At 70.7% G+C, this 22,343-nt stretch carries 19 protein-coding genes, 2 tRNA genes and 1 pseudogene; 13 read left to right on the forward strand and 9 right to left on the reverse strand.

The features are described 5' to 3' along the window. Positions 1-66: 66 nt before the first annotated feature. Both IEY79_RS06725 and IEY79_RS06730 read right to left on the reverse strand, forming a co-directional pair. Positions 67-4,296 (reverse strand): hybrid sensor histidine kinase/response regulator, encoded by a 4,230-nt coding sequence (locus tag IEY79_RS06725; RefSeq protein WP_189106373.1) that lies wholly within the window; start codon positions 4,294-4,296, stop codon positions 67-69. Positions 4,297-4,514: 218 nt separating this feature from the next. Continuing rightward, positions 4,515-5,000 (reverse strand): SSI family serine proteinase inhibitor, encoded by a 486-nt coding sequence (locus tag IEY79_RS06730; protein ID WP_229700696.1) that lies wholly within the window; start codon positions 4,998-5,000, stop codon positions 4,515-4,517. Between the two features lie 216 nt (positions 5,001-5,216). Between IEY79_RS06730 and IEY79_RS06735 the strand changes: the two genes are divergently transcribed. After that, positions 5,217-5,307: transfer RNA gene (locus tag IEY79_RS06735), tRNA-Ser, on the forward strand. Between the two features lie 174 nt (positions 5,308-5,481). After that, positions 5,482-5,554 (forward strand) — tRNA-Arg (locus IEY79_RS06740). An 88-nt stretch (positions 5,555-5,642) separates the two neighbouring features. On the opposite strand, the pseudogene IEY79_RS06745 reads toward IEY79_RS06740, so the two are convergent. From IEY79_RS06745 to IEY79_RS06760, 4 genes and pseudogenes are all read right to left on the reverse strand, one after another. After that, positions 5,643-5,825: pseudogene (locus tag IEY79_RS06745) on the reverse strand (site-specific integrase); the annotation flags it as partial. 1,134 nt (positions 5,826-6,959) lie between these two features. After that, positions 6,960-7,202: a hypothetical protein gene (locus IEY79_RS06750; protein ID WP_189106375.1), complete on the reverse strand. Its 243-nt coding sequence runs from the start codon at positions 7,200-7,202 to the stop codon at positions 6,960-6,962. Positions 7,203-7,394: 192 nt separating this feature from the next. Further along, positions 7,395-7,604 carry a hypothetical protein gene (locus IEY79_RS37255; RefSeq protein ID WP_229700697.1) on the reverse strand — a complete coding sequence of 70 codons (210 nt, stop codon included), beginning with the start codon at positions 7,602-7,604 and terminating at the stop codon, positions 7,395-7,397. A gap of 828 nt (positions 7,605-8,432) precedes the next feature. Continuing rightward, positions 8,433-9,659, reverse strand: coding sequence for a TerD family protein (locus IEY79_RS06760; RefSeq protein WP_229700698.1), 1,227 nt, complete (start codon positions 9,657-9,659; stop codon positions 8,433-8,435). 391 nt (positions 9,660-10,050) lie between these two features. On the opposite strand from IEY79_RS06760, the gene IEY79_RS06765 reads away from it, so the two are divergent. From IEY79_RS06765 to IEY79_RS06780, 4 genes are all read left to right on the forward strand, one after another. Then, positions 10,051-11,247 (forward strand): outer membrane protein assembly factor BamB family protein, encoded by a 1,197-nt coding sequence (locus IEY79_RS06765; protein WP_229700699.1) that lies wholly within the window; start codon positions 10,051-10,053, stop codon positions 11,245-11,247. Positions 11,248-11,558: 311 nt separating this feature from the next. After that, positions 11,559-12,674, forward strand: a complete 1,116-nt coding sequence (locus IEY79_RS06770; protein WP_229700700.1) for a glycosyltransferase family 39 protein — start codon at positions 11,559-11,561, stop codon at positions 12,672-12,674. Positions 12,675-12,791: 117 nt separating this feature from the next. Next, complete coding sequence (locus tag IEY79_RS06775) at positions 12,792-13,355, forward strand: dihydrofolate reductase family protein (RefSeq protein WP_189106377.1); 564 nt, start codon at positions 12,792-12,794, stop codon at positions 13,353-13,355. 102 nt (positions 13,356-13,457) lie between these two features. Then, positions 13,458-14,111, forward strand: coding sequence for a DUF6461 domain-containing protein (locus IEY79_RS06780; RefSeq protein ID WP_189106378.1), 654 nt, complete (start codon positions 13,458-13,460; stop codon positions 14,109-14,111). Between the two features lie 39 nt (positions 14,112-14,150). On the opposite strand, the gene IEY79_RS06785 is transcribed toward IEY79_RS06780, so the two are convergent. Further along, entirely contained in the window at positions 14,151-14,330 is a 180-nt protein-coding gene (locus IEY79_RS06785; protein ID WP_189106379.1) for a hypothetical protein, read from the reverse strand. A gap of 66 nt (positions 14,331-14,396) precedes the next feature. On the opposite strand from IEY79_RS06785, the gene IEY79_RS06790 reads away from it, so the two are divergent. The 7 genes from IEY79_RS06790 (at position 14,397) to IEY79_RS06820 (ending at position 20,744) form a co-directional block, all read left to right on the forward strand. After that, a complete protein-coding gene (locus IEY79_RS06790) occupies positions 14,397-14,990 on the forward strand; it encodes an isochorismatase family protein (protein WP_189106380.1) in 594 nt (197 codons plus the stop codon). 38 nt (positions 14,991-15,028) lie between these two features. After that, positions 15,029-15,934 carry a DUF2797 domain-containing protein gene (locus IEY79_RS06795; protein ID WP_189106381.1) on the forward strand — a complete coding sequence of 302 codons (906 nt, stop codon included), beginning with the start codon at positions 15,029-15,031 and terminating at the stop codon, positions 15,932-15,934. A 69-nt stretch (positions 15,935-16,003) separates the two neighbouring features. Next, a complete protein-coding gene (locus IEY79_RS06800; RefSeq protein ID WP_189106382.1) occupies positions 16,004-16,915 on the forward strand; it encodes an amidohydrolase family protein in 912 nt (303 codons plus the stop codon). 148 nt (positions 16,916-17,063) lie between these two features. After that, positions 17,064-17,369: a hypothetical protein gene (locus IEY79_RS06805; RefSeq protein WP_189106383.1), complete on the forward strand. Its 306-nt coding sequence runs from the start codon at positions 17,064-17,066 to the stop codon at positions 17,367-17,369. A gap of 109 nt (positions 17,370-17,478) precedes the next feature. Next, on the forward strand, positions 17,479-18,216 hold the full coding sequence (locus IEY79_RS06810; protein ID WP_308426652.1) for a response regulator transcription factor: 738 nt from the start codon (positions 17,479-17,481) through the stop codon (positions 18,214-18,216). A 122-nt stretch (positions 18,217-18,338) separates the two neighbouring features. Further along, positions 18,339-19,883, forward strand: a complete 1,545-nt coding sequence (locus IEY79_RS06815; RefSeq protein ID WP_189106384.1) for an MFS transporter — start codon at positions 18,339-18,341, stop codon at positions 19,881-19,883. A gap of 45 nt (positions 19,884-19,928) precedes the next feature. After that, positions 19,929-20,744, forward strand: coding sequence for a TetR/AcrR family transcriptional regulator (locus IEY79_RS06820; protein ID WP_189106385.1), 816 nt, complete (start codon positions 19,929-19,931; stop codon positions 20,742-20,744). Between the two features lie 100 nt (positions 20,745-20,844). On the opposite strand, the gene IEY79_RS06825 is transcribed toward IEY79_RS06820, so the two are convergent. After that, a complete protein-coding gene (locus IEY79_RS06825) occupies positions 20,845-21,315 on the reverse strand; it encodes a PPOX class F420-dependent oxidoreductase (RefSeq protein WP_189106386.1) in 471 nt (156 codons plus the stop codon). Between the two features lie 10 nt (positions 21,316-21,325). Then, positions 21,326-22,153, reverse strand: coding sequence for a YceI family protein (locus IEY79_RS06830; RefSeq protein ID WP_189106387.1), 828 nt, complete (start codon positions 22,151-22,153; stop codon positions 21,326-21,328). Between the last annotated feature and the right edge of the window lie 190 nt (positions 22,154-22,343).

A 22,343-nucleotide genomic window follows, 5' to 3' on the forward strand; every position in this document is an offset into this window, starting at 1 on the left:
GGGCCGCGGGCCCTGCCGTTCACGGCGCCGCGCGCCTTGCCGGTACCAACTGGCCCCGCAGGAGGGTCAGTTGGTACCGATCTTCGCGAGCAGGTCCACGATCCGCGCCTGCACGTCCTCGCTCGTGGACCGCTCGGCGAGGAACAGCACGGTCTCCCCGGCGGACAGCTGCGGCAGTTCGGCACGGTTGATGCCGGTGGAGGTGTAGACGACCAGCGGCGTACGGTTCAACTGGCCGTTCGCGCGCAGCCAGTCGATGATCCCCGCGCGCCGGCGCCGTACCTGCATCAGGTCCATGACCACCAGATTCGGCCGCATCTGACCCGCGAGCGTCACCGCTTCGCTGTCCGTCCCCGCGCGCGCCACCTGCATGCCACGGCGCTCCAGCGTCGCCGTCAGCGCGAGCGCGATCTCCTCGCTCTCCTCGATCAACAGAACGCGCGGCGGGTGCTGTTCGCTGTCGCGCGGCGCCAGAGCCTTGAGGAGTACGGCGGGGTCCGCCCCGTACGCCGCCTCGCGCGTCGCCTGCCCGAGCCCGGCCGTCACCAGCACCGGGACCTCGGCGGCGACCGCCGCTTGGCGCAGCGACTGGAGCGCGGTGCGGGTGATCGGGCCGGTCAGCGGGTCCACGAACAGCGCCGCGGGGAAGGCCGCGATCTGCGCGTCGACCTCCTCGCGGGAGTGGACGATCACCGGGCGGTAGCCGCGGTCGCTCAGGGCCTGCTGGGTGGAGACGTCGGGGGCGGGCCAGACCAGCAGCCGACGCGGGTTGTCCAGCGGCTCGGGGGGCAGTTCGTCGTCGACGGGCCGGGGCTGGGGACGGTTCGCGACCTCGACCGCGCCGCCGGGGCCGTCGAGCGGCTGGGGGCCTTCGGCGCCCTCGTCGGGGGCTCCTATGGCGTAGGCGCGGCCCTCGGAGTGGGGGCCGTGGCCGAGGGATCCGCCCTGGCCGCCGTGGGAGGGGCCGGAGGCGGTGGAGCCGGTGCCGGTGCCGGTGTCCTCGGAGTCGTGCGGGTCGTGCGGGGAGGAGAGCCTGCGGCGGCGGCCGGAGCCGAGGCTCTGGTTCTGCTGCTTGGTGATCTGCTGCGAGAAGGGCACGCCCTGGCCGAGCGTACGGACGCTGAACGCCCGGCTCTGCGTGGAGTCCGCCGGCATCGGCTCCTCCTCGGGGAGCAGCTGGGCGGGGGGCAACGGCTGTGCGGCGCGGGGGTCCTGGTGGGTGGCGCCGGTGCGGTCGCCGTTCGCCGCCGGGGCGTTGCCGGGGCCGCGGTTACCGGTGCTCGCGGTGCTCCCGGTACTCCCGGTGCCGTCGGTGCCATCGGTGTCGTCGTCCGAGTGCTTGTGCTGCTCGGGCGCCGGTACGGCGCCGGGTACCGGCCACGAGGGCTGACCAGGACTGCCTTGGCCGGGTGCCGCCGAACCGGGCGCGCCGGGCATCACGCCGACGCCCGAGGCGGTGGGCATCGCGGGCGCCCAGCTGTTGGGGTCCGCGGCGGGCGCGCCGTTGTCGCCGGGCTCCGGCGCGAGCGCCCGGCGGGGGTCCTTCGTACGTTGGTCCTTCGTACGCGGGTCGGTCCTGCGGGGGTCGTTGGGGCGTACGGGGGCATCCGTGAGCCCTCCGCGCCGGGGGCCGGTCGGGGCCGCGACGGGGTGCGGCTTCAGCGGTGTGTGGTCCGCGCGGGGGTCCGCCCCCACGGCGTCGTGGCGCCCCGGCAGCGAGGCGTCGGGCACGCCCTGGGTACCGGGCGCCGACGCGCGGTCCGCATCGGCCGGGGGGAGCGCGAACTGCGCGCGGGCGGGCGCGGCGTCGCCACCGGGCGCGGGCGCGGGCGCCGGTGCGGGCTCGGGCCGCTGCTGCGTAGGCGCCAGCGCGCGCCGGGGGCGCCGGACGGCCGGTTGCTGCTGTGCCGGAACGGGGTGCGGCGCCGCCTGCTGCTGAGCCGGAACTTGTCGCGGGGTCTGCTGCGGGGTCTGTTGCGGTACCGGTCGCGGGGTCTGCCGCGAAACCTGCCGGGGCGCCTGTTCCGGTGCAGGCGACGGACCCGAGGGCAGGGCCGGGAGGGCGTTCTGGCCACCGTGCCGGGCACGGCGCCCCGCACCGGCCGCCGCGGCCTCCTGCTGTGCGCCCTGCGGGACGCCCTGCGGCGGGACGGCCTGGCCGAAGGCCGCGCGCCCGTTCGGATGCGCCCCCTCGGCGGCCGTCACGACCGATCCCTCGGAAGCGGCGGCCGACAGTGCGGGGGGAGCGGGCGAAGCGGGGGGCGTGGGAGGAGCCTGCGGGCCCGACAGCGCGAGCTCGGCGCCGGGCGCGGCACCGGCCGCGTTCTCCGCCGGGCTCGGCCGGCCACGCCGGCGGCCCGTACCCCCGCCGCCGCTCTCCCCGGTGTCCTGCGCCGGTACCGACACCGGCCCCGGCCCCGAGTCCGCGCCCGGGGCCGCCTCCGTACGAGCCCTGCGCCGCCCCGTGGGCTCGCCTGCGGGCTCCTCGCCAGGGGCCCCGAGGAACGCGTCCGTCGAAGCCCGCCGCGCACGCCGTCGCCCACCGCCGCCGGGCCGGCCGGAGTCACCCGTCGACCCGGGCGCCGGCTCCTGCTGCACCGGCTGCGCCGGCGCCTGGCTCTCGTCGGGCGCCGGCGGGTGGTACGTCCCCGCCCCCTCCCCCAGGGGCACTTCGAGGACATACGCGCTGCCGCCCATGCCCGGCATCTCGTGCGTCTGCAACACCCCGCCGTGTGCCCGCACGATCCCGCGCACGATCGGCTCGTGCACCGGATCGCCGCCCGCGAACGGCCCGCGTACCTCGATCCGTACGACATCCCCGCGCTGCGCCGCCGCCACCACGATCGTGGAGTCGACGTAACCGCCGCCCGGCACCACCCGCGTACGCCCCGTGGAGTCGACCCCGGCCACGTCCGCCGTGAGATGCGCGAGCGCCGTCGCGAGCCGTACTGGGTCGACCTCCGCCTCGATCGGCGGCGCGTGCACGGCGAACTGGGCCCGGCCCGGACCGATCAGCTCGATCGCGCCCTCGACACCGGCCGCCACGACCCCGTCGAGCAGCACGTTCACCTTGGTCAGCCGCTCCAGGCCCTCGTCGAGCCGCTGGTAGCCGAGAACGTTGTCCACCAGCGTCGTCATCCGCGCGTAGCCGGCCGACAGATGGTGCAGCATCTGGTTGGCCTCGGGCCACAGTTGCCCGGCCGGGTCGGCGGCGAGCGTCGCCAGCTCCCCGCGCAGCTCCTCCAGCGGACCGCGCAGCGCGCCGCCCAGGACGGCGGTCAGCTGGTGGTGCCGGCGGGCGGTGTTGTCGTACCGCTCCGCGAGCTCCTCGATCTCGGCCGCGTACCGGTCACTTCGGTCGGCGAGTTCGGCGGTGTGCCGCTCGATCGCCTCGTCGAGTTCGGCCGTATGGCGCGCGATGGTCTCCGCGAGCTCCGCCGCGTGCCGCTCGGCCGTCTCGGTGGCCTCGTTCGCGTGCGCCTCGACCAGCTCTTCGTAAGGACGCCGGTCGGTGAAGGTCATCACCGCGCCGACCAGTTGCTCCCCGTCCCGTACGGGCGCGGTGGTCAGGTCGACGGGCACCTGCTTGCCGTTCTTCGCCCACAGCACCTGCCCGCGCACCCGGTGCTTGCGCCCCGACTTGAGGGTGTCGGCGAGGGGCGAGTCCTCGTACGGGAACGGCTCCCCGTCCCCGCGCGAGTGCAGGATCAGCGGATGCAGCTCCTGGCCGCCCAGATCGCTGGCCCGGAAGCCGAGGATCTGCGCGGCGGCGGGGTTGACGAGGACGACGCGGCCGTCGGTGTCCGTACCGACCACGCCCTCGGCGGCGGCCCGCAGGATCATCTCGGTCTGGCGCTGCGAACGCGCCAGCTCCGCCTCGGTGTCGACGGTGCCCGAGAGATCGCGGACGACGAGCATCAGCAGCTCGTCGCCGGTGTAGTTGTGCAGGTCGTTGTAGGCCTGCTGGCCGTCCTCCAGATTGGCGCTGGTGACCTCGACGGGGAACTCGCTGCCGTCCGTGCGGCGGGCGATCATCCGGGTCGGCTTCGTACGGCCCCGCTCGTCGGAGGCCTCGGGCCGGCGCATCGAACCGGGGATCAGGCGCGGGTCGAACTGCGGCAGCAGATCGAGCAGACCGCGCCCAACCAGGGCCGTACCAGGGGTTTCGAAGGTTTCGAGGGCGATGGTGTTGGCGTTGACGACGGTGCCGTTGCTGTTGACGAGCACCAGTCCGTCGGGAAGCGCGTCAAGTATCGCCGCGAGGCGAGCAGCGCCTCGGGATGGCCTGCTGCTCACGACGACGCTTCCTCCCTGACCCACTGCACCTTGCGGACGGCCGGTCCCATCTTGCCCCTCGGAGTCTCAGCCTGTCACTGGAGGGAGTCTAAGGGCTGGGGGCGGGGCGGGGCGGCGGATGAGGGGGAGCTCTCACCAAGGTTGTGTGCGGACCCGGTACGCACGCCCTCTCCGCGCTCCCCCGCCCGCCCTGCCCGCGCCCGCGTGCGACGTCTGGCTCAGCCCCGGGCGGCGGGAAGTACGGGGACGAGGTTCTGCCAGCGGGAGATCTCGCAGCCGTTCTTACGGCTGAACGTCGCGTCCACGCTCCGGCCCTGCCACGTCCCGGTGACCCGCGCGGTGGCGGGCCCGCCCATCTGCATGGTGCACATCTGGCCCTTGGGCACCGGCGTGAACGGGTCCTTGCCGTCGGCGGCGATCTCGTCCAGCCGCGCACACGCGGAGGCCGCCTCGGGGTGCGTACCGGCGGCGGGCCCGCAGCGCAGCTCGTACGTACCGTCGGCGCGGGTGATGTTGGTGTCGACGACGGTCACCGTGAGCCGGTCCTGCTCCCGCGCCTGTCCCTGCTCCTGGAACAGCGACTGAAGCGGCAGCGGCGCGAGGTCGAACGGGCCGACGGCGGCCGCGGCGGGCGCGGCGGCCCCCACGGCGGCGAGCGAGGCGGCGACGCCGGCGGTGACGGTGAGGGAGAAACGACGCGACACGGGAACTCCAGACGGCAGACGATTCCGAAGGGCCCGCCGGAGCGCGCCCGGCATCACTAACGCGCGTGGGGCCCAGTCGTTGCGCACGGACCGGGGGCGCGAAGAAGTGCTTTGCCCTGCGGGCTTCCCGCCTAGTACCGTGGGCGGCGATTGGTGACACCGCGCTCGGCTGTGTCATCATCTGACACGCACCATCCGCGCCCGCGCGGGTGTGCTGGAGGCGTCGCCTAGTCCGGTCTATGGCGCCGCACTGCTAATGCGGTTTGGGTCTTAAAGCCCATCGAGGGTTCAAATCCCTCCGCCTCCGCGCATCGATCACCGAAGCCCCGTCCACCAGGCCGGGGCTTCGGCCGTTCGGGGCGCCTGTTCGGGTCGTTTCCGCAGCTCAGGCGGGGTGCGGCTAATGGATTTCACGTGACGCCGCAGGTCATGTAATGTTGTTCTCGCAACGCGGAGGGGCCCAAAAAGCCCAGCACGGCACGCACTCGTAGCTTAACGGATAGAGCATCTGACTACGGATCAGAAGGTTGCAGGTTCGAATCCTGCCGAGTGCACAGCAGCCCAGAGGCCCCGGACGATGAGTCCGGGGCCTCTGGCGTTGGGCGGTACTGCGGCGAAGTACAGCAACCGCGTCAACCGCTGTCAGCCAATACCGCCCATGGCGTCCGACAGCTTCCCGATCGCGGCGCGTACTTGTTCCTCGCTCGCCTCGGTGTAGACCTCCATCGTCATCGCGATCTGTGAGTGCCGGAGGATGCGTTCAGCAATCTTCGGGTGCACCGTGAGAGCGACCAGGAGCGAGTTGCACGTGTGCCGGGTGTTCCGTTGGGTTGAGCTCGGCTCTGCCGAGTCTCGTCCTGTTCCTCTCCGCCGCCGTAGGCCTCAAGTACGTGGCAGCCGCTCTATCTGGCCCCGCAAACGATGAGACCGACTTGGAGGGAGACCGCATGAGTGCAACCGGAAGCACGATGAAGAGTTGGGCGGCAACCGCTCTCGATGTCATCGCAGACCTGATGGTTGGCTACGCGGGAGGAGCAGCGCCGAGCTGAACCCGACGGCGTTTCCCCTGCCACTACCGCGCCAGATGGGGCGGGGAACTCACAGGGCACTGCGGCTGCTAGCGAGGGCTAAAGCTCGACAGCGCTGACGTCGACTTCTTGCAGGCCAGACTTCGACTGCCCCCACCTAGCTCCTGAAGCGGTGGTCGGTGGCGGTCCCGTGCCCTTCGCGTGCCCATCATTCCGGGCCGATCACCGAGGACGGCAGCCGCACGGGCCCACGCGGCCCTCGTTGTGGGGGCACTTCGAGCAGAGTCTCTGAAGATTGACGCCGACCCGAACGCTGCGCTGCCTCGCCTGGGCGCCAGCGACGATCTTCGCCCGTGGCTGATCGCCGGTTGCTCGGTGTTGGCCGCGATTTTCGTGGGCGGCTGGCATCGGGTAGGCAGGTTCTGGAACTGCTGCCGGGCAGGTGACTTCACCTGGGTGCGCAGTGCCCACCGTTCCGCGACCTCGTTAGCGCAGCACCGCGGCTGGTCCATGTCCCGAGTGAGTGTCTGACCGCGTGACAACGCCCACGAACAGCTTTGAACATGGGCGAATTCCTGCGGACCGTCAGCGCAGGCGAGCGATGCACTCGCCTAAGCAGCGCCCCCGCCCAAGGTGCTTCGGGACGAAGAGGTCGTGGGTTCAAATCCCGCCGCCCTGACTGCGTCCCCCAAGGACATTCCAGCCGTCGGGCTCTGACCTGCGGTTACTACCTGACAGTGACCGATGGGGCGCCTCCCGCGTACCTCTCACTCCTTCAAGATCACACCCAGTTCACACCCACGATCGGCAGAAGTACGTGAGACATATCCGCAGGTCAGGGAGCGTGCAACATGACGGCCTACACCCCGCCCGCCTTCGCGACGCCTGGCACGCGCGCTTCGCTGTCGGAGCCCCGCCGGGAACGCTCTGACTACTCGTCGCGGGCGTTACCGGTGTCGCGGGGGCCGAGGCCTCTGCCGGGGTCCCCGGCGTTGCCGGTCTTGTCGGCGTCCCCGGCGTTGCGGGCGTTACCGGTGTCGCCGGCGTTGGGGCCGCTACCGGTGTCGCCGGCGTTGCTGGTCCTTTCGGCGACCCCGGCGTTTTCGCCCCTCTTCTTCTTCGCCTGGTCGGCGAGCGCCCGCGACTTTTCCTTGAACCGATCGGCGAGACCCATGGGATGCCACTCCTCGAAGTCTGGTGAAGCCCGTGGAGAAGTCCCGGGCCCCGGAACTTACACGCCCCGACATTGAGGCTATTACAACCGATTTTACCCCGTATGCTCCCGCTCGTCAGGCGCCTCACCCGCCCTCAGGAGCCCCCGGGGGTCGACGCCCGAACTGGGTGCCGTACCCGAAACCGAGAGCACCTACAGGCCCCCACCCAGGACGTGAGCCAGCGTCGCCGCCCGCTCCGCCATCGACCGCTTCCACTCCGCATCGTCCTCGTCGGCGATCTCCCGCCACAGGGCCGCGGTAGCCAGACCGAACGCGCCCAGGACTTCGGGCGCCGCACTGCGCCACGACGGGAAGCGGGCCACGAAGGCGAGGGCCGAGTCCACCGGGTGGCCGACATCCATGAGGCGCAGCGCCAGGGCGCCCGGTCGGCCGGGGCCGTGACCCCTTGCAGCTCGGCGAGAGCCGCTTCCACGAGCGGCACGTCCGGCGACCCGGGCGCGTAGTCGGCGTGCCACGGCCCTCGACTACCTCGTAGCCCAGCAGGCTCCAGCCGTCCAGCTCCAGGTGCCAGTACAGGCGAGGGCAGGACGTTGGCAGGTGCGGGGCCACGGCGGCCTCGCGGCGCTGTGCGCCGACCTGCGGGTGGTCGACCGGGATGCCCTTCACGAAGACGCTACCGCTGTCAGTCTCCAGGACCGAGGCGATGCCGGAGTTCATGCCGCCGCTCGCGGTCACCGCCTGATGCACGGCGCCGATCTTGTCGGCGACGGCCTGGCGGACGTCGTCGGGAACCTGCTCGAAGGGGATACGGGACATGGACACGCGCCGCGGTCGACGTGGCACGCATGCGCGAGGTGCTGCCGCACATCCTGGCGTACGGGCGTCCAGGTGCGTACCCGAGGCTGATCAACCTGTAGCGAGTACAGCAGCGCCGTACAGCAACCCCAGCAACCGAGCCCGACCGGTGGCACCCTCGAAGAGCCGCGTCGGGACCGGTATGACCACCAACAGCCGCTCCGCATAGAGCTACGGACCAGAAGGTTGCAGGTTCGAATCCTGCCGAGTGCACAGCAGGCGAGAGGCCCCGGACGGAGAGTCCGGGGCCTCTCGCCTATGCCGTGGCGGAAGTGCCTGACTCCGATAACTCGCAGTGCGTCGCCTACGCCCCCGAGCCCCCACACGGCTAAAGGCGACGAGCCAGGTGGGTTCTGCCCTCGTATCGTCGCCGGCTACCCGGTCTTGAATTCGATCCGTCCAGTTCCCATCAAGAAGCTTCCGTTCGAGTACAGCGTGGGACGGGCCTCCTCGTGGTCGTCGCTGTACTTCTCCACGTGCCGGATCTGGGCGCCGCCGGGCACGGTGAAGTCGATGAGGGCAATGGCAACCCAGTAGGACAAGTTGCGGTCGTTGAACAGCGGCACCGTCACCGTGGAGCCCCGCCCGTCGGTGATCACTGCCCGTGCCCCGTACGACTTGAACGAACCCGTGCCGTTCTCCACGGCGCTGTAGGCACACAGAAGCACGTAGCCCTGGAGGTCGGGCCGTCGGATGGTGATGGTCTCGCGGCCTGGCACCTGGGAGTCGCCGTCCAGGGCGATGTAGGGCGGACGAGAGACTGATCCGAGATGCCGGTAGTAGACGACCTCGTCCGACTTGTTGGGGCGCTCGCCGTGTGGAGTGACAGAACTTCCGGGGATGTACAGGCCGTACAGGTCCAGGTCCGCGCCGGCTTGTTGTCTGGCAGCGCTTCCACCGTTCCACTCAAGTGCGGCCGTCACGACGAGACTTGTGTCGTCCTTGCGCATGTCGATGGTCGCTTGGCCTGCCTTGGCGAGGGCGACCTTGCCGAGCGGGACGAGGGGGCGCGGCGGCCTGGTGGGCGAGTGCTGGGCTTGTGCCGCCGGCGACGCGGGCGGAGTCTTGGCCGCCGACGGCCCGGGGTCGTCCACAACGATGCCGAAGTCGGACGCGAGACCTGCGAGTCCGGTGTCCCATCCCTGACCAACAGCCCGTGCTTTCCAGTCGCCTGCACGTCGGTAGAGCTCGATCAGGATGGCCACCGTCTCCCGATGTGCGAGCGGAGGTGGAGTGAACGTGATTCGTGACCTCCCGCACTCGATGACCGCGTGGGGGGTGTTGTCCGCGTCGAAGTGGGTTGCCCGCAGCTCTGGGTCGATGCTGGCGACAACCGCGATGCGGTCGACCGTGGCGGGCACTGTGGCCAGATCCGCGACGATCGTCTGCCCTTTCAGCGCGACCCCGTCCTGCGACGGATGGTTGTAGAAGACGAGCCCGTCGTCACTCCGTACCTTGCCGTTCTGTCCGAGCAGGACGGCGGAGACGTCGATGCCCGTGGTGGGTGAAGTGAGGGTGACGCGGCAGACCGCCGCGGACAAGGCTGTATTGCCGCCTTTGGTAAGAGCTGTAGTCATGTATGGCCTCTCACGGTGGTACATCCATCGTGGCGCTTCTGACTAGCTCATGTATGACAAACGCGGATTCATGCGATTAAGTCCTGCCGCCTGAGCGGCGTGCGCCGTGTCGCGAGCCTTGTGGAGTCTGCGGTGCCATCAGGTGGCCGTGCTCTCGCCGCGGGCGGATCTGGACGGCATCGGACACCAGGACGCCGGGTCGTCGATTCCCACCCCCAACTCGCGGCCATATGGCGGGGTGACCGCACTCGATGGGGATCGCGGGCGCCCGCTCACGACCGACAACTAACCGCGCAGAGAGGGCAGTTGCGAGGTCCTTCGAGGACTACGGGCCTCGAAGTGGGGCACCGGAGCGGGGAACTTGTTCGGGCTGGGTGCATCGCCTTCGCGGTGCTCGATGATGAGGGATCCTTGAGTGAAACTTCGAAGAACCGTCGCCTCCCTGTTCGATGCGGTGTTCTCGGTCGTCGTGCTCGTGACGCCCGCCGGGGCGCGACCGGTGGAGCCGAGTCAGACCGGCGTCTCGACCACCTACCAGATCAACGCACGGCACGACGGCAGTCTCCTCGACTCCGCCGTGGGCGCGCCGCCCCTCAGTCAGAAGTGGTCACGCGACCTGGGCGGGAACGTCTCCTACCCGATCGTCGCCGGCGGGCGCGTCTTCGCCACCGCGGCCTCGCCGAACGGGTACGGCACCGTCCTCCACGCCATCGACGCGGCCACCGGCGACAATGCCTGGGAGCCCGTTGACCTCGGTGGCACCTACCGGTGGTCCGCGCTCGCCTATGGGGGCGGCCGGCTCTACGCGCAGAACTACGACGGCGTGCTCACGGCGTTCAACCCGGCCACAGGGGCGGAGATCTGGACCGTCAAGCTGCCCGACCAGTACGCCTTCACCTCGCCGCCCACTTTCGCCGGCGGTGTGGTGTACACGGGCGGCGCCGGCTCGGGCGGCACGCTGTACGCGGTGAACGCCGCCAGCGGCGCGGTGCTCTGGACCCGGCCCGTCGCGAACGGGGACAACAGCTCGCCCGCCGTCACTGCCGACGGGGTCTACGTGTCGTACGCCTGCGAGCAGACCTACGCCTTCGACCCCAAGTCGGGCGAACCGATCTGGCACCACGAGACGGGCTGTGGCGGCGGCGGTGGCCGTACCCCTGTTCTCGCGGACGGCGGTGTCTGGGTACGCGACGATGCCGGGATGACTCCCGCGGTCCTCAATGTCGCCGACGGGAAGGTCCGCGGCACTTACGAGGCGACCGACGGGGCGCCCGCACCGGCCTTCGACGGCCGGCAGGGCTACTTCGTCGATGAGGGTGTCCTTCAGGAGCGACACAGCCGCACGCTGGACACACGCTGGAAGTTCGAGGGCGACGGCCAGATCAGTACGGCGCCGATCGTCGTCAACGGCTACGTCTACGTCGGCTCCCTGACCGGTCGGCTGTGGGCGCTCAACGGCGCCACCGGTCAGTCGGTGTGGTCCACCGACGTCGGCGCGCCGATCAACAAGCCCGACGAGCACAACGTGTCCGAGCCACTGACCGGCCTCGGCGCCGGCGGCGGGCTCGTGGTGGTTCCGGCCACCAACTCGCTGGTCGCGTACGGGAAGTGAGCCGCGGGGATGGTGGTCGGTCCCGACGACCACCCCTTGGCCGCCCGGCGACCGTTGACCATGGGCCTGAGCGCCGACGGACGATTCCTGGCCGCCACGGGCGAGGTGATCCTGCCGTACCGGCTTACTGGGGTGTCCGGCGCCCTCCCTATCATGCTGAGGGCTTGCGGCTCATCTTCTCCAGAGGACGTCGGCCGGACAGGTCACCTCATGAGTAGAGTCGGATGAAATCAGGTCGGATGTCGATGCGGTCGGCTGAGGGCGGTCAGGTCTCAGTTACGAGGGGATTCGTCGCGCGGGCTTCTGGCGCGATGAACCGCGAAATGCCGCGCGTCGTCGCGGTGTTCTGCGCGGTGCGCCTCTTCTGCCTTCTGGTGCTGGGGATCTGGTCGCGAGCCGCCGGGGCGAGCACGCATGAATTGCTCTCCCAGCGGTGGGACTCCCTCTGGTACGAACGCGTAGCCCGGCATGGATACGACTTCTCGCTGGTCGCGCCCGATGGGCGGCATCTGTCGAGTACGGCGTTCTTTCCCATGCTGCCGTGGCTTGAGAAAGGAGTTTCGGCGGCTTCCGGTACGGACCTCGCGGATGCGGGGCTGGTGATCAGTGCCGTCGCGTCCGTCTTCGCGGCCTGTGGGATCTATCTGATCGCGGAACATCTCTACAGCAAGCCCGTTGCCCTGATTTCGGTCTGTCTTTGGGCCGCTCTTCCGGTCAGCATCGTGCAGTCCATGGCCTACAGCGAGTCGCTGTTCGTGGCCTTGGCCGCGTGGGCGCTGTACTCGGTCATGCGGGGCAGGTGGTTGTCCGCGGGGTTCCTTGCCTGCGCCGCTGGGCTGACGCGGCCGGTGGGGCTCGCGGTGGCCGCGGCCGTTGTTTTCGCCGGGGTGCGGGAGGTTCTGCGCCGGAGGAGGGAACCTGCCGCCGGGGGAGCGGAGTTGTGGCGCGTCGTGGTGGCTGGGGTCGTGGCGCCCCTGGGAGCCGTTGGGTTTGTTCTCTGGGTGGGTGTTCGGCAAGGCGATGTGTTCGGGTACCTCGATGTCCAGGCCCAGTGGGGCAACGGATTCGACGGCGGGGTCTCCTTCTCGCGCTTCGTGGCGTCAGGCGTTGGTGTCGAGGGAGTCTGGCCGCTGTTGCTGGTGGCGATGATTGTTGCTGTCTTCTCTGTCCATCGAATAATTCTCAGGCAGTCGCGGTCCCACTTGTTGGTCATTTACTCGGCCATTGTGGTCGCGATGGCGATCGGTGCCTCCGGGTATTTCGGATCGAAGCCGAGACTGCTCATGCCCGCCTTCCCGTTGCTGCTTCCGTTGGCTGCGGCGATGGTCAAGGCCAAACCGCTTCTCGTCTACGTGATAGTGGGTGGGGAGATACTTGTCGCGGCTCTTTACGGCGCGTTCTGGCTCAACGGGTCGGGGCCGCCCTAACTCCGGACGAGGTGCCGCGGGGTGAACGGTCGTGGCCGCTGTCGAGAAGTCCGGTGTGGCTCCGACGTCTTCTGTGTGGGTGGGGTCGTCCACCCCCAGGAGCTTTGAGGAGCAGCTGTGCGGACACTGACTGTCGATATCTTCGTCTCGGTCGACGGATGGGCCGGCGGGGAGAACTCCCCCGGTTACTTCGGCTACCACGGCCCCGACCTGGAGGAGTGGATCACCACAGAGGCTGCCGAGCCGCAGCTGGTCGTCTTCGGGCGGCGGACGTACGAGGCGCTGGCGGGGCTGCCCGAGGAGGCGCGGGACGAGTCGTGGCAGCGGATGAGTGATCTGAACGCGGTGGTGTTCTCCAGGACGCTGGAGACGGTCTCGTGGCCGAACACCCGCGTCTGCCGTGACGACCTCGTCGGCGAGATCGGCCGGCTCAAGGCGGAGAGCGACGTACCGCTGCGCACCATGGGAAGTCTCTCCGTCGCCCGGCAGCTTCTCGACGCGGGCCTGGTCGACCGGCTGCGGCTGATGACGTTCCCCCTGCTCGTGGGGTCATCGGGCCGCGAACCGTTCTTCGCGGGCGTGGCGGCGGCGGAGCTGGAACTGGTCGGCCGGCGGGTCCTGGACGGCCGGGTGCTGCTGGTCGAGTACCGGCAGACCGGGCGGGACATTCCGCGGGCGTGAGCGCGCGGGGGAGCCGTCACCGCTGCCCGCCACGTGCGCGGAGCCGTCACCGCTGCCCTGCGCGCCGGTCGACCGCCCGGAGCCCGTAGAGTGCGCCGCTCGATGGCGGAAGTGCTCGACTCCAGGGACCAGGGAGACGTCGCGGTGTGGGAAGACCTCGTTGCTCGGTACGCGTGGGCCGATTCGGAGACGCCGGAGGCGTACACCTTCTCCGTGGTCGCCGGGAAGTCCGAGGACGAGGTGATCCGGGCGTTCGGCGGCGATCCCGGGGAATCACGGCTCATGACGTTCGCCGAGGCCGCCGACGAACAGGCGGACCATCTCTACGAGGACTACGAGCTGCTTCGCGTGGTCACCGCCAAGGAGCACGTCGTCGCCATCGAGTGGGGGTATCACGGCAGCCTTCCGGAGATCGGCCGGCGGGCTTCGGCGGGAGACGGCGAGTTCTTCAGCTTCCACGTGGACGTCAACGCCCGCTATCAGCTCCTGCGCGCGGTCGACGGCCGGGTGGACGGCGCCTTCGACCCCTCCGAGATGGAGGACGCGGACTGGCTGGACCCCCGGCCGGAGGTCCCCGCGTGGGCGGAGGACGTCGCCTTTCACATGGGCCGCCTCTGCGCGGAGTCCCTCGCGCTCATGGAACGTACGACGGGCCTCGCCTTCGATCCGGCCTGGATCGGGACTCCGCTCCGCACGGTGCGCCTCGCCGCCCCCGGGGAGCTGTTCGGCGGCCCCGACAGCACGTGGCTCCAATGACCGCGTAGGGCGGTTTCGTCGACAGTGGGCAGTACGCGGTCAGTAGTTGGACAACGCGACGGCGATGCCGCCCGGTACCACAAGAAGCCCCGGCGCCGGCACCGCGACGGCGAGCAGCACCGCGAGGATCTTCATTGCCGTCCAGCCGGAACGAGTCGCACGTTCCGCGCGGGCCGGCGCCTCGTGGTACGTGTCGTCGTCCCGGTCGCGCTCCGTCATGGCATCTTCCCTGTTGGGGAACTTAACCGTTTGTGAGGACCGGCCGCGGGCGGCGATCATCGCTGGATGAGTGACGACGCGGGAGTGCGGGCACTGGTTGTGGTCGATGTGCAGAGTGCCTTCTTCACCGGGGAGGGGGCCGTCCCCGCGGCCCGGCCCGTGCGGGAAGCGATCGAGGGGTTGCTGCGGCGGGCGCGGGAGCGTGGGGTGCTCGTCGTGCATCTGCAGAACGACGGGCCCGCCGGGGCCGACGACGAAGTCGGCACCCCGGGCTGGGAGCTCGCTCTGCCCGTGGTCGAGGGGGAGCGCGAGGTGGTCGTGCGGAAGAGGCGGGACGACGGGTTCGAAGGGACGCCGCTCGGCGGGCTGCTGGTGGCGGCCGGGGCGAGGGGGATCGTCGTGTGCGGGGTGATGTCCGAGATGTGCGTATCGGCCACCGCGCGGACCGCGCTGGCGCGGGGGTACCGGGTCGTCCTGCCGCACGACGCCCACGCTACGTACGACGCCCCCGCCGCCGAGGGCATCAGCGACGTCGTCCCGGCGGCGACGGTGTCACGGGTCGCCGAGTGGGCGCTCGGGGACGAGGTGGAGGTCGTCGCGCGGGCGGCCGATGTCTCCTTCGAGCCGGTCGTCGAGGCCGCGCACGGCGCGGCCGGCTGACACCCTGGGTCGGCCGACACCCAGAGCGAGGAGTGCGTATGGCCTGGCGGTGCCAGGGGCTGCGGTGGAGTCCCGGCGGAGGTGAGCTCGTGTGGCGGGACGGTGCGCGGGAGCGGCGCAGTGCGCTCGTGTACGGGCGGGAGCTCGGGTTCCGGGTCGTCGGAGAGCGGCGCTGTGCCGGGGTACGGGGGATGGAGTGCCCGCTCGGGGCCGTCGTGGGCGGGCGGAGTACCGGGGGGCAGTGCGCCGACTGCGCGCGGCTCGACCGGTCGCGGTCCGTGGCCGCCGACACCGTCGCCGACGACCCCCAGCCGTACACCGTCTACCTGGCGTGGTTCGGGCCCGGCATGGTCAAGGTCGGGATCACCGCCGAGGCGCGCGGGGCCGCCCGGCTGCTCGAACAGGGCGCCGTCGTGTTCACCCGGCTCGGGCGCGGGCCGCTGATGGCCGCGCGGCGGACCGAGGAGCTGCTGCGGACGGCGCTGGGGGTGCCGGACCGCGTTCCGTACGCCGCGAAGCGCGCCGTACGCGCCGCCCTGCCCACCGTCCCCGCCGAACGCGCCCAGGAGGTGAGGGAGTTGTACGAGCGGGCTGTCGCCCTCACCGGGTGGCCCGAGTCGTTGGAGCGCGCCGCTCTCGAACCCGTCGACCATGTCGGTGTCTTCGGCCTGGCAGGGACCCCGCCCGTCACCGGTGTGATCGGCGAACTGGTCGACGGCGGGCGTGTCGCCGGGCGGCTCGTGGCCGCCGCCGGGCCCGATCTGCATCTGGAGTGCGGGGAGGGCGCGCTGCTCGTCCTCGACACCCGGCTCCTGCGGGGCTGGGAGCTCACCGGAGCCGCCACCGGAGCCGCCACCGGAGCCGGCGACGGCGGCGTCTCCGTGACCGTGCCCGTACGCGACGTGGCCGGCGCCGACCCCGTCGTACAGGACGGGCTCTTCTGACCGCTCCACCCACCGCGGCGACAACGACGGCTGCTGGACAGCACGCCCTCCGGGTCGGAGGCTGGAGGGATGGATGATCAAGCAGCCGCGGAGATCGAGGCCGTGCGGGAGTTCCGGGAACGGCTCTCGCTGCCCGGACTCGTCGACATACACACGCACTTCATGCCGGACCGAGTCCTGCGGAAGGTATGGGCGTACTTCGACAGCGTCGGCCCCCTCACCGGTATGGAGTGGCCCATCACCTACCGGCACGAGGAGGACCAACGCGTCGCGCTCCTGCGCGCGTTCGGCGTCCGCGCCTACACCTCGATGCTCTACCCCCACAAGCCCGGCATGGCCGACTGGCTCAACGGCTGGGCCGCCGGATTCGCCGCGCGGATGCCCGACTGCCTCCAGACCGCGACCCTCTTCCCGGAGGAGGGAGTGGAGACGTACGTGCGCGAGGCCGTCGAGTCCGGCGCGCGGGTCTTCAAGTCCCATCTGCAGGTGGGGGATTACGACCCCAACGACGAACGCCTCGACCGGGTCTGGGGGTTGCTCGCCGACGCCGCCGTGCCGGTCGTCATGCACTGCGGATCGGGCCCGCAGCCCGGCAAGTACACCGGACCCGAGCCGGTCGGGCGGCTGCTCGCGCGCCATCCCCGACTGAGGCTCGTCTTCGCGCACATGGGGATGCCGGAGTACACGGACTTCCTGGACCTGGCGGACCGCTACCACGGAGTCCTGCTCGACACGACGATGGCGTTCACCGACTTCAGCGAGGCCTTCGCGCCCTTCCCGGCCGGGGCCGACGCGAAGGCGCGGCTGGCGGATCTGGGTGACCGGATCCTGCTCGGTACGGACTTCCCGAACATCCCGTATCCGTATCTCCACCAGCTGGAGGTCCTCGAAGGGCTCGGGCTGGGCGACGCCTGGACACGCGCGGTCTGTTACGGGAACGGCGTCCGCCTCTTCGGACTCGATCTGAAAGACATGGCCTGAGGAGAGCGATTCCCCTACTCTGAAAGGCTGTTCACTGCCGTGGGCAGCCCGGCACAACACCAGAAGGAGGTGACGCCGTGAAGCGGACGACCTAGCCGCCCGCCCGGAGACTCCGGGAGCACGGGCGGCGGGTTCCGGAAGGAACGAGATGTCCCGCACGGACAAGACCAAACCGCCGTGGGTCCGCCACGCGGAGCACCACCCCCTGCCCGTTCACGACCATCGTCACGGCCCCTGCGATCTGCCGCCGCGCCCGACGCGCGAGGACACGGACACCCGCTGCCGGTGGGTCCGGACGCTCATGACGCTGATCAGCCGCCCCTGCTGTGCCGGATGCAAAGTGCGTTCCCACATCAAGGAACGGCAGGAGTGGGCCAGGAGCGCCAATCGCAAGGAGCGCTACGCGGGCCGGCGTGAGGCCCGCCGCGCTGTCACCGGCGACGACCGCGACTGACGCGCCGCACCTCCTACCCACGTCCCACGTCCCACGTCCGCCCGCGTTCTCAGGGAATTCACAGGAAGCGGCAAGGACGTTCTCAGGCGGATTCCCCACTGTGGGCTCCATGACCGTCACCTCGCCCAGGGGGCGCACCGAGATGATCAAGCCGGACGGCAGCCCCGTCCGGGTCCTCGTCGTGGACGACGAAGCCTCGCTCGCCGAGCTCATGTCCATGACCCTCCGTTACGAGGGGTGGGACGTCCGAAGCGCCGGTGACGGCGCGGGCGCCCTGCGTTCGGCGCGGGAGTTCCGGCCCGACGCGGTGGTGCTGGACGTGAAGCTGCCCGACATGGACGGCATCGCCGTCCTCGGGCGGCTGCGCGCCGAGCTGCCGCAGGTGCCCGTCCTCTTCCTCATGGCCGGGGACGCGGTGGAGGACCGGATCGCCGGGCTCACCGCGGGCGGTGACGACTACGTCACCAAGCCCTTCGGTCTGGAAGAGGTCGTGGCACGGCTGCGCGGGCTGATACGACGCTCCGGCACCGCCGCCGTACGCAGCGAATCGGCCCTGGCCGTCGGCGACTTGACGCTCGACGAGGACAGTCACGAGGTCAGCAGGGGCGGGGAGTCCATCCATCTCACCGCGACCGAGTTCGAGCTGCTGCGCTTCCTGATGCGCAACCCGCGGCGGGTGCTGAGCAAGGCGCAGATCCTCGACCGCGTCTGGTCGTACGACTTCGGCGGCCAGGCGAACGTCGTGGAGCTCTACATCTCCTATCTGCGCCGGAAGATCGACGCGGGCCGGTCGCCCATGATCCACACCCGGCGCGGGGCGGGATATCTGATCAAGCCGGGGGAGTGAACGGGGTGGCGGCGATGGGGGCGGTCCGGAAGGTACCCCCGAAAAGTAGCTATACGTCGTAAGAGAGATTCTTGTACGGTGTACGGGGCCAGTCGGTCCCGTACACCGTAAAGGAGTTCCGCGTGAGGGCCTCGGCCGACGGCAACCGCACCACCGCCCCCTTCGCTCCCTCGATCCCACAGGGCCGCCACCCCCAGCGCTGGCTGATCCTCGGTGTCATCTGTCTCGCCCAGCTCACCGTGCTCATCGACAACACGGTCCTCAGCGTCGCCATCCCCTCCCTCACCACCGAACTGAACGCGTCGACCGCCGACGTCCAGTGGATGATCAACGCCTACTCGCTCGTCCAGTCCGGCCTTCTGCTCACCGCGGGCAACGCCGCCGACCGCTACGGCCGCAAGAGGATGCTCGTCGTCGGCCTCGTCCTGTTCGGCCTCGGCTCGCTGGCCGCCGGACTCGCCGAGTCCTCCGGGCAGTTGATCGCCGCCCGCGCCGGAATGGGCGTCGGCGGCGCCCTGTTGCTCACCACCACGCTCGCGGTCATCGTCCAGATCTTCGACGAGGAGGAGCGCATCAAGGCCATCGCCCTCTGGTCGACGGTCAATTCACTGGGCTTCGCGGCCGGCCCGGTGCTCGGCGGGGCCGTGCTCGACCACTTCTGGTGGGGCGCGATCTTCCTCATCAACATCCCTGTCGTGGTGCTCGGCCTGGCGGCCGTCGTCGCGCTCGTACCGGAATCCAGGAGCAAGGAGGGCGACCGGCCCGATCTGCTGGGCGCGCTTCTCTCCGTCGTCGGTATGACGGCCGTCGTGTACGCGATCATCTCGGGCCCCGACCACGGCTGGACGTCCGGCCGGGTGCTGCTCCCGGCGGCGGTCGGTCTGCTCGCCCTGGGCGCCTTCGTGGCCTGGGAGTCGCGCGTCCCCCACCCGATGCTGGACATGAGCTTCTTCCGGAACCGGCGTTTCGTCGGTGCCGTCGGCGGCGTGGTCCTCGTCGCCTTCGGTATGACCGGCTCGCTGTTCCTGCTCACGCAGCATCTTCAATTCGTGCTGGGATACGGCCCGTTGGACGCCGGTCTGCGCACGGCCCCGCTCGCGGTCACCGTCGTCGCGCTCAACTTCACGGGCCTCGGACCCTGGCTCGTACGGAAGATGGGCATGCCCGTCACCATCGCCGTCGGCATGACCCTGGTGGCAGCCGGTCTCGCGGCGATCGCCGTCCTCGGCGCCGGCGGTTACGGCGGAATGCTGCTCGGACTCGTCGTGATGGGCGTGGGCGTCGCGTTCTCGATGCCCGCCATGGCCAACGCCATCATGAGCGCGATCCCGCCGGAGAAGGCCGGCGTCGGCGCGGGCGTCAACGGCACGCTCGGGGAGTTCGGCAACGGTCTCGGCGTCGCCGTGCTCGGAGCCGTACTGAACTCGCGGTTCGCCGCGCTCGTACCAGTGAGTGTGGGCGCGTCCTCGCTGCCCGCCGCGCTCGCCGCCGTGGAGGCGGGCCCCGGCGGGGACGCGGAGCGCGCCAGTATCTCCGACGCGTTCGCCTCGGGACTGGAGACCAGCCAACTGGTCGGGGCGGTGGCGGTGCTGGCGGGTGGTCTGCTCGCCGCGCTGCTGCTGCGCCGTGCCGAGCGCGCTGACCGTCCTGGGACATCCGCGGCATAGCATCGGATCCGCACGAACGGGCCGAGGAACCGAGGAGGCTCATCCATGGAGTCGGCAGCCGACAAGGCGAAGCAGTCCCTGCGGACCAGCGTATGGCTGGAGGGGAAGCCCGCCGCCCGCGGCCGCAAGAGTGAGCGTTCCGACCACCCGACCGGGCTCGACAGGGACCGGATCACCGCGGTCTCGGTACGGATGCTCGACGCGGAGGGCCCGGCCAAGTTCTCCATGCGGCGGCTGGCCGCCGAGCTGGGCGTCACGGCGATGTCCCTGTACTGGTACGTGGACACCAAGGACGACCTCCTCGAACTCGCCCTGGACTCCGTCTACACGGAGATCGACGTCCGTGAACCGGTCCACGCGGGCGCGGACCCGGACGTGGCAGCCGGCTCCGGCACCGACTCCGACTGGCGCGACGAACTGCGCGCCCTCGCCATCAGCTACCGGGCCCTGCTCGTCCGCCACCCCTGGGTCTCGCCGCTCGTCGGCAGGTTCCTCAACATCGGCCCGCACTCGATGGAGTTCTCCACCGCGGTGCAGCGCGTCATGCGCGGTACGGGCCTGCCGGCGCACGGCCAGATGGGCGCGCTGTCGGCCGTCTTCCAGTTCGTGTACGGCTTCGGCACGATCGAGGGCCACTTCGTCCAGCGGTGCGCCGAGGCGGGGGTGGGCCAGGATCAGTACTACCGGTATGCCATGGGGGCGATCCACGAACAGCCGGAGTACCAGGGGCGCTTCGATCAGGCCGAGGAGCTGATGGAGGCGCGCGGCGGCGAGACGGTCGAGGAGATGCGCGAACGGGACTTCACGTTCGCGCTCGAAGTCCTCATCGCGGGCATCGAGGCGATGCGGGCCCGCGGCTGAGCCGGCCCGGCCGGCCCGGCCACTCCGGCCGCCCCGACGCGGCTGAGCCGGCCCGGCACCCCCGGCCACCCCGGCCACTCCGGCGCCGCCGGCTCCCCGGTTACTCCGGCGGAGCCAGCCGCGCCGGGAAGCCGCCCGTGGCGATCGGGCTCCACCGCTCCGGGGTGATGCGGATGATCGACTTCCCCTGCCGCACCATCGCCTCGCGGTACTCGTCCCAGTCCGGGTGCTCCCCCGAGATGTTGCGGAAGTACTCGACCAGCGGCTCCACCGACTCCGGGACGTCCAGCACCTCCGCCGTACCGTCGATCTGGACCCACGGACCGTCCCAGGTGTCCGACAGGACGATCACGCTCGCGCGCGGGTCACGCTTCGCGTTCCGCGTCTTCGCGCGCTCCGGGTAGGTGGAGACGACGATCCGCTCCGAGTCGTCGACGCCGCAGGTCAGCGGCGAGCCCTGGGGGCGGCCGTCGGAACGGGTGGTCAGCAGGATCGCGTGGTGCCTGGGCCGGACGAACTCCAGCAACTCGTCGAGCCCCACGGTGGTGTTGGTAGCGATGTTGGGTGCCATGCTTCGCAGCCTACGGCGCGGCCGGGCCCCCCGGACCAACCTCCCGTACCGCCTGAATGTCGAGTTCCACCCGCAGCGTCGTGCCGATCGCCGAGATCCCCGCCCGCACCACCTGGTTGTAGTTCATGGCGAAGTCTTCCCGCCGCAGCTCCGTCGTCGCGCGGAACGCCGCCCGCTCGCCGCCCCACGGGTCGGGCCCGGTCCCGAGGTACGACAGGTCCAGCCCCACCTTCCGTACGACGCCGTGCAGCGCCAGTTCGCCCCGTACCGTCCAGCGGTCCGGACCGGACTGGCTGACCCCCGTGCTGTGGTACGTGATCTCCGGGTACCGCTCCACGTCCAGGAAGTCCGGCGACCTCAGGTGTTTGTCCCGTATCCCGTTGCCGGTGTCGATGGTCGCCGCGTCGATGACCGCGTCCACGCGGGAGCGCTCCGGCACCGCGGAGATCTCGATCCGCCCGCCGAACTCGCCGAAGTGCCCGCGCACGGTGGAGAACCCGAGGTGCTGGGCGACCGTGGCCACCGACGAGTGCGCGGGGTCGATGTTCCACACACCCGGCGGCGGCAGCTCGACACCGCCCTGCCGGGTCAGGACGACCGTCCCGGCGTCGGCGACACCGCTGGCGGTGACGAACGCGGTCGCGGCGGCGGGCGCGTAGCCGGTGGCCGTCACGATCACGGTGTACGGCCCCGGCGCCAGCGCCGCGTCGGCGGCCACCACCCCGTCGGCGTCCGCGTCGGCGCGCACCATCTGGGTGCCGGTCCTGTCGGTCAGGGTCACGACGGCGTGCTGGACGGCCCAGCCGTCCGGTGTCCGTACCTGTGCGCGTAGTCCCATCCCGTTTCTCTCTCCTCGTTCGCGGTTCTCCCGGGCCCGCCCTCCTGGCTTCCGGGGGCCAAGAGGTGGGCCCCGGCTCGGTGGTGGCACGCCGTCCCCAGGCTCGCCACCACTTCACCGGGGCCCCTTTCCGCCGGACCGGGCGCGACTCCGCTGGAGGACGCGCCCCGCCCGGGGGCTTCGGTCGGGC

Origin of the sequence: Streptomyces camponoticapitis, assembly GCF_014646115.1 — a bacterium.
GTDB classification, from domain to species: Bacteria; Actinomycetota; Actinomycetes; order Streptomycetales; family Streptomycetaceae; genus Streptomyces; species Streptomyces camponoticapitis.

Excerpts from the sequence above, each read along its gene's own strand:
- IEY79_RS06750 (WP_189106375.1), bottom strand. The coding sequence starts at position 7,202 with ATGGGTCTCGCCGATCGGTTCAAGGAAAAGTCGCGGGCGCTCGCCGAC.
- IEY79_RS37255 (WP_229700697.1), bottom strand. The coding sequence starts at position 7,604 with ATGGATGTCGGCCACCCGGTGGACTCGGCCCTCGCCTTCGTGGCCCGC.
- IEY79_RS06760 (WP_229700698.1), bottom strand. The coding sequence starts at position 9,659 with ATGTACCACCGTGAGAGGCCATACATGACTACAGCTCTTACCAAAGGC.
- IEY79_RS06770 (WP_229700700.1), top strand. The coding sequence starts at position 11,559 with ATGAACCGCGAAATGCCGCGCGTCGTCGCGGTGTTCTGCGCGGTGCGC.
- IEY79_RS06780 (WP_189106378.1), top strand. The coding sequence starts at position 13,458 with ATGGCGGAAGTGCTCGACTCCAGGGACCAGGGAGACGTCGCGGTGTGG.
- IEY79_RS06785 (WP_189106379.1), bottom strand. The coding sequence starts at position 14,330 with ATGACGGAGCGCGACCGGGACGACGACACGTACCACGAGGCGCCGGCC.
- IEY79_RS06790 (WP_189106380.1), top strand. The coding sequence starts at position 14,397 with ATGAGTGACGACGCGGGAGTGCGGGCACTGGTTGTGGTCGATGTGCAG.
- IEY79_RS06795 (WP_189106381.1), top strand. The coding sequence starts at position 15,029 with ATGGCCTGGCGGTGCCAGGGGCTGCGGTGGAGTCCCGGCGGAGGTGAG.
- IEY79_RS06800 (WP_189106382.1), top strand. The coding sequence starts at position 16,004 with ATGGATGATCAAGCAGCCGCGGAGATCGAGGCCGTGCGGGAGTTCCGG.
- IEY79_RS06805 (WP_189106383.1), top strand. The coding sequence starts at position 17,064 with ATGTCCCGCACGGACAAGACCAAACCGCCGTGGGTCCGCCACGCGGAG.
- IEY79_RS06810 (WP_308426652.1), top strand. The coding sequence starts at position 17,479 with ATGACCGTCACCTCGCCCAGGGGGCGCACCGAGATGATCAAGCCGGAC.
- IEY79_RS06820 (WP_189106385.1), top strand. The coding sequence starts at position 19,929 with ATGGAGTCGGCAGCCGACAAGGCGAAGCAGTCCCTGCGGACCAGCGTA.
- IEY79_RS06825 (WP_189106386.1), bottom strand. The coding sequence starts at position 21,315 with ATGGCACCCAACATCGCTACCAACACCACCGTGGGGCTCGACGAGTTG.
- IEY79_RS06830 (WP_189106387.1), bottom strand. The coding sequence starts at position 22,153 with ATGGGACTACGCGCACAGGTACGGACACCGGACGGCTGGGCCGTCCAG.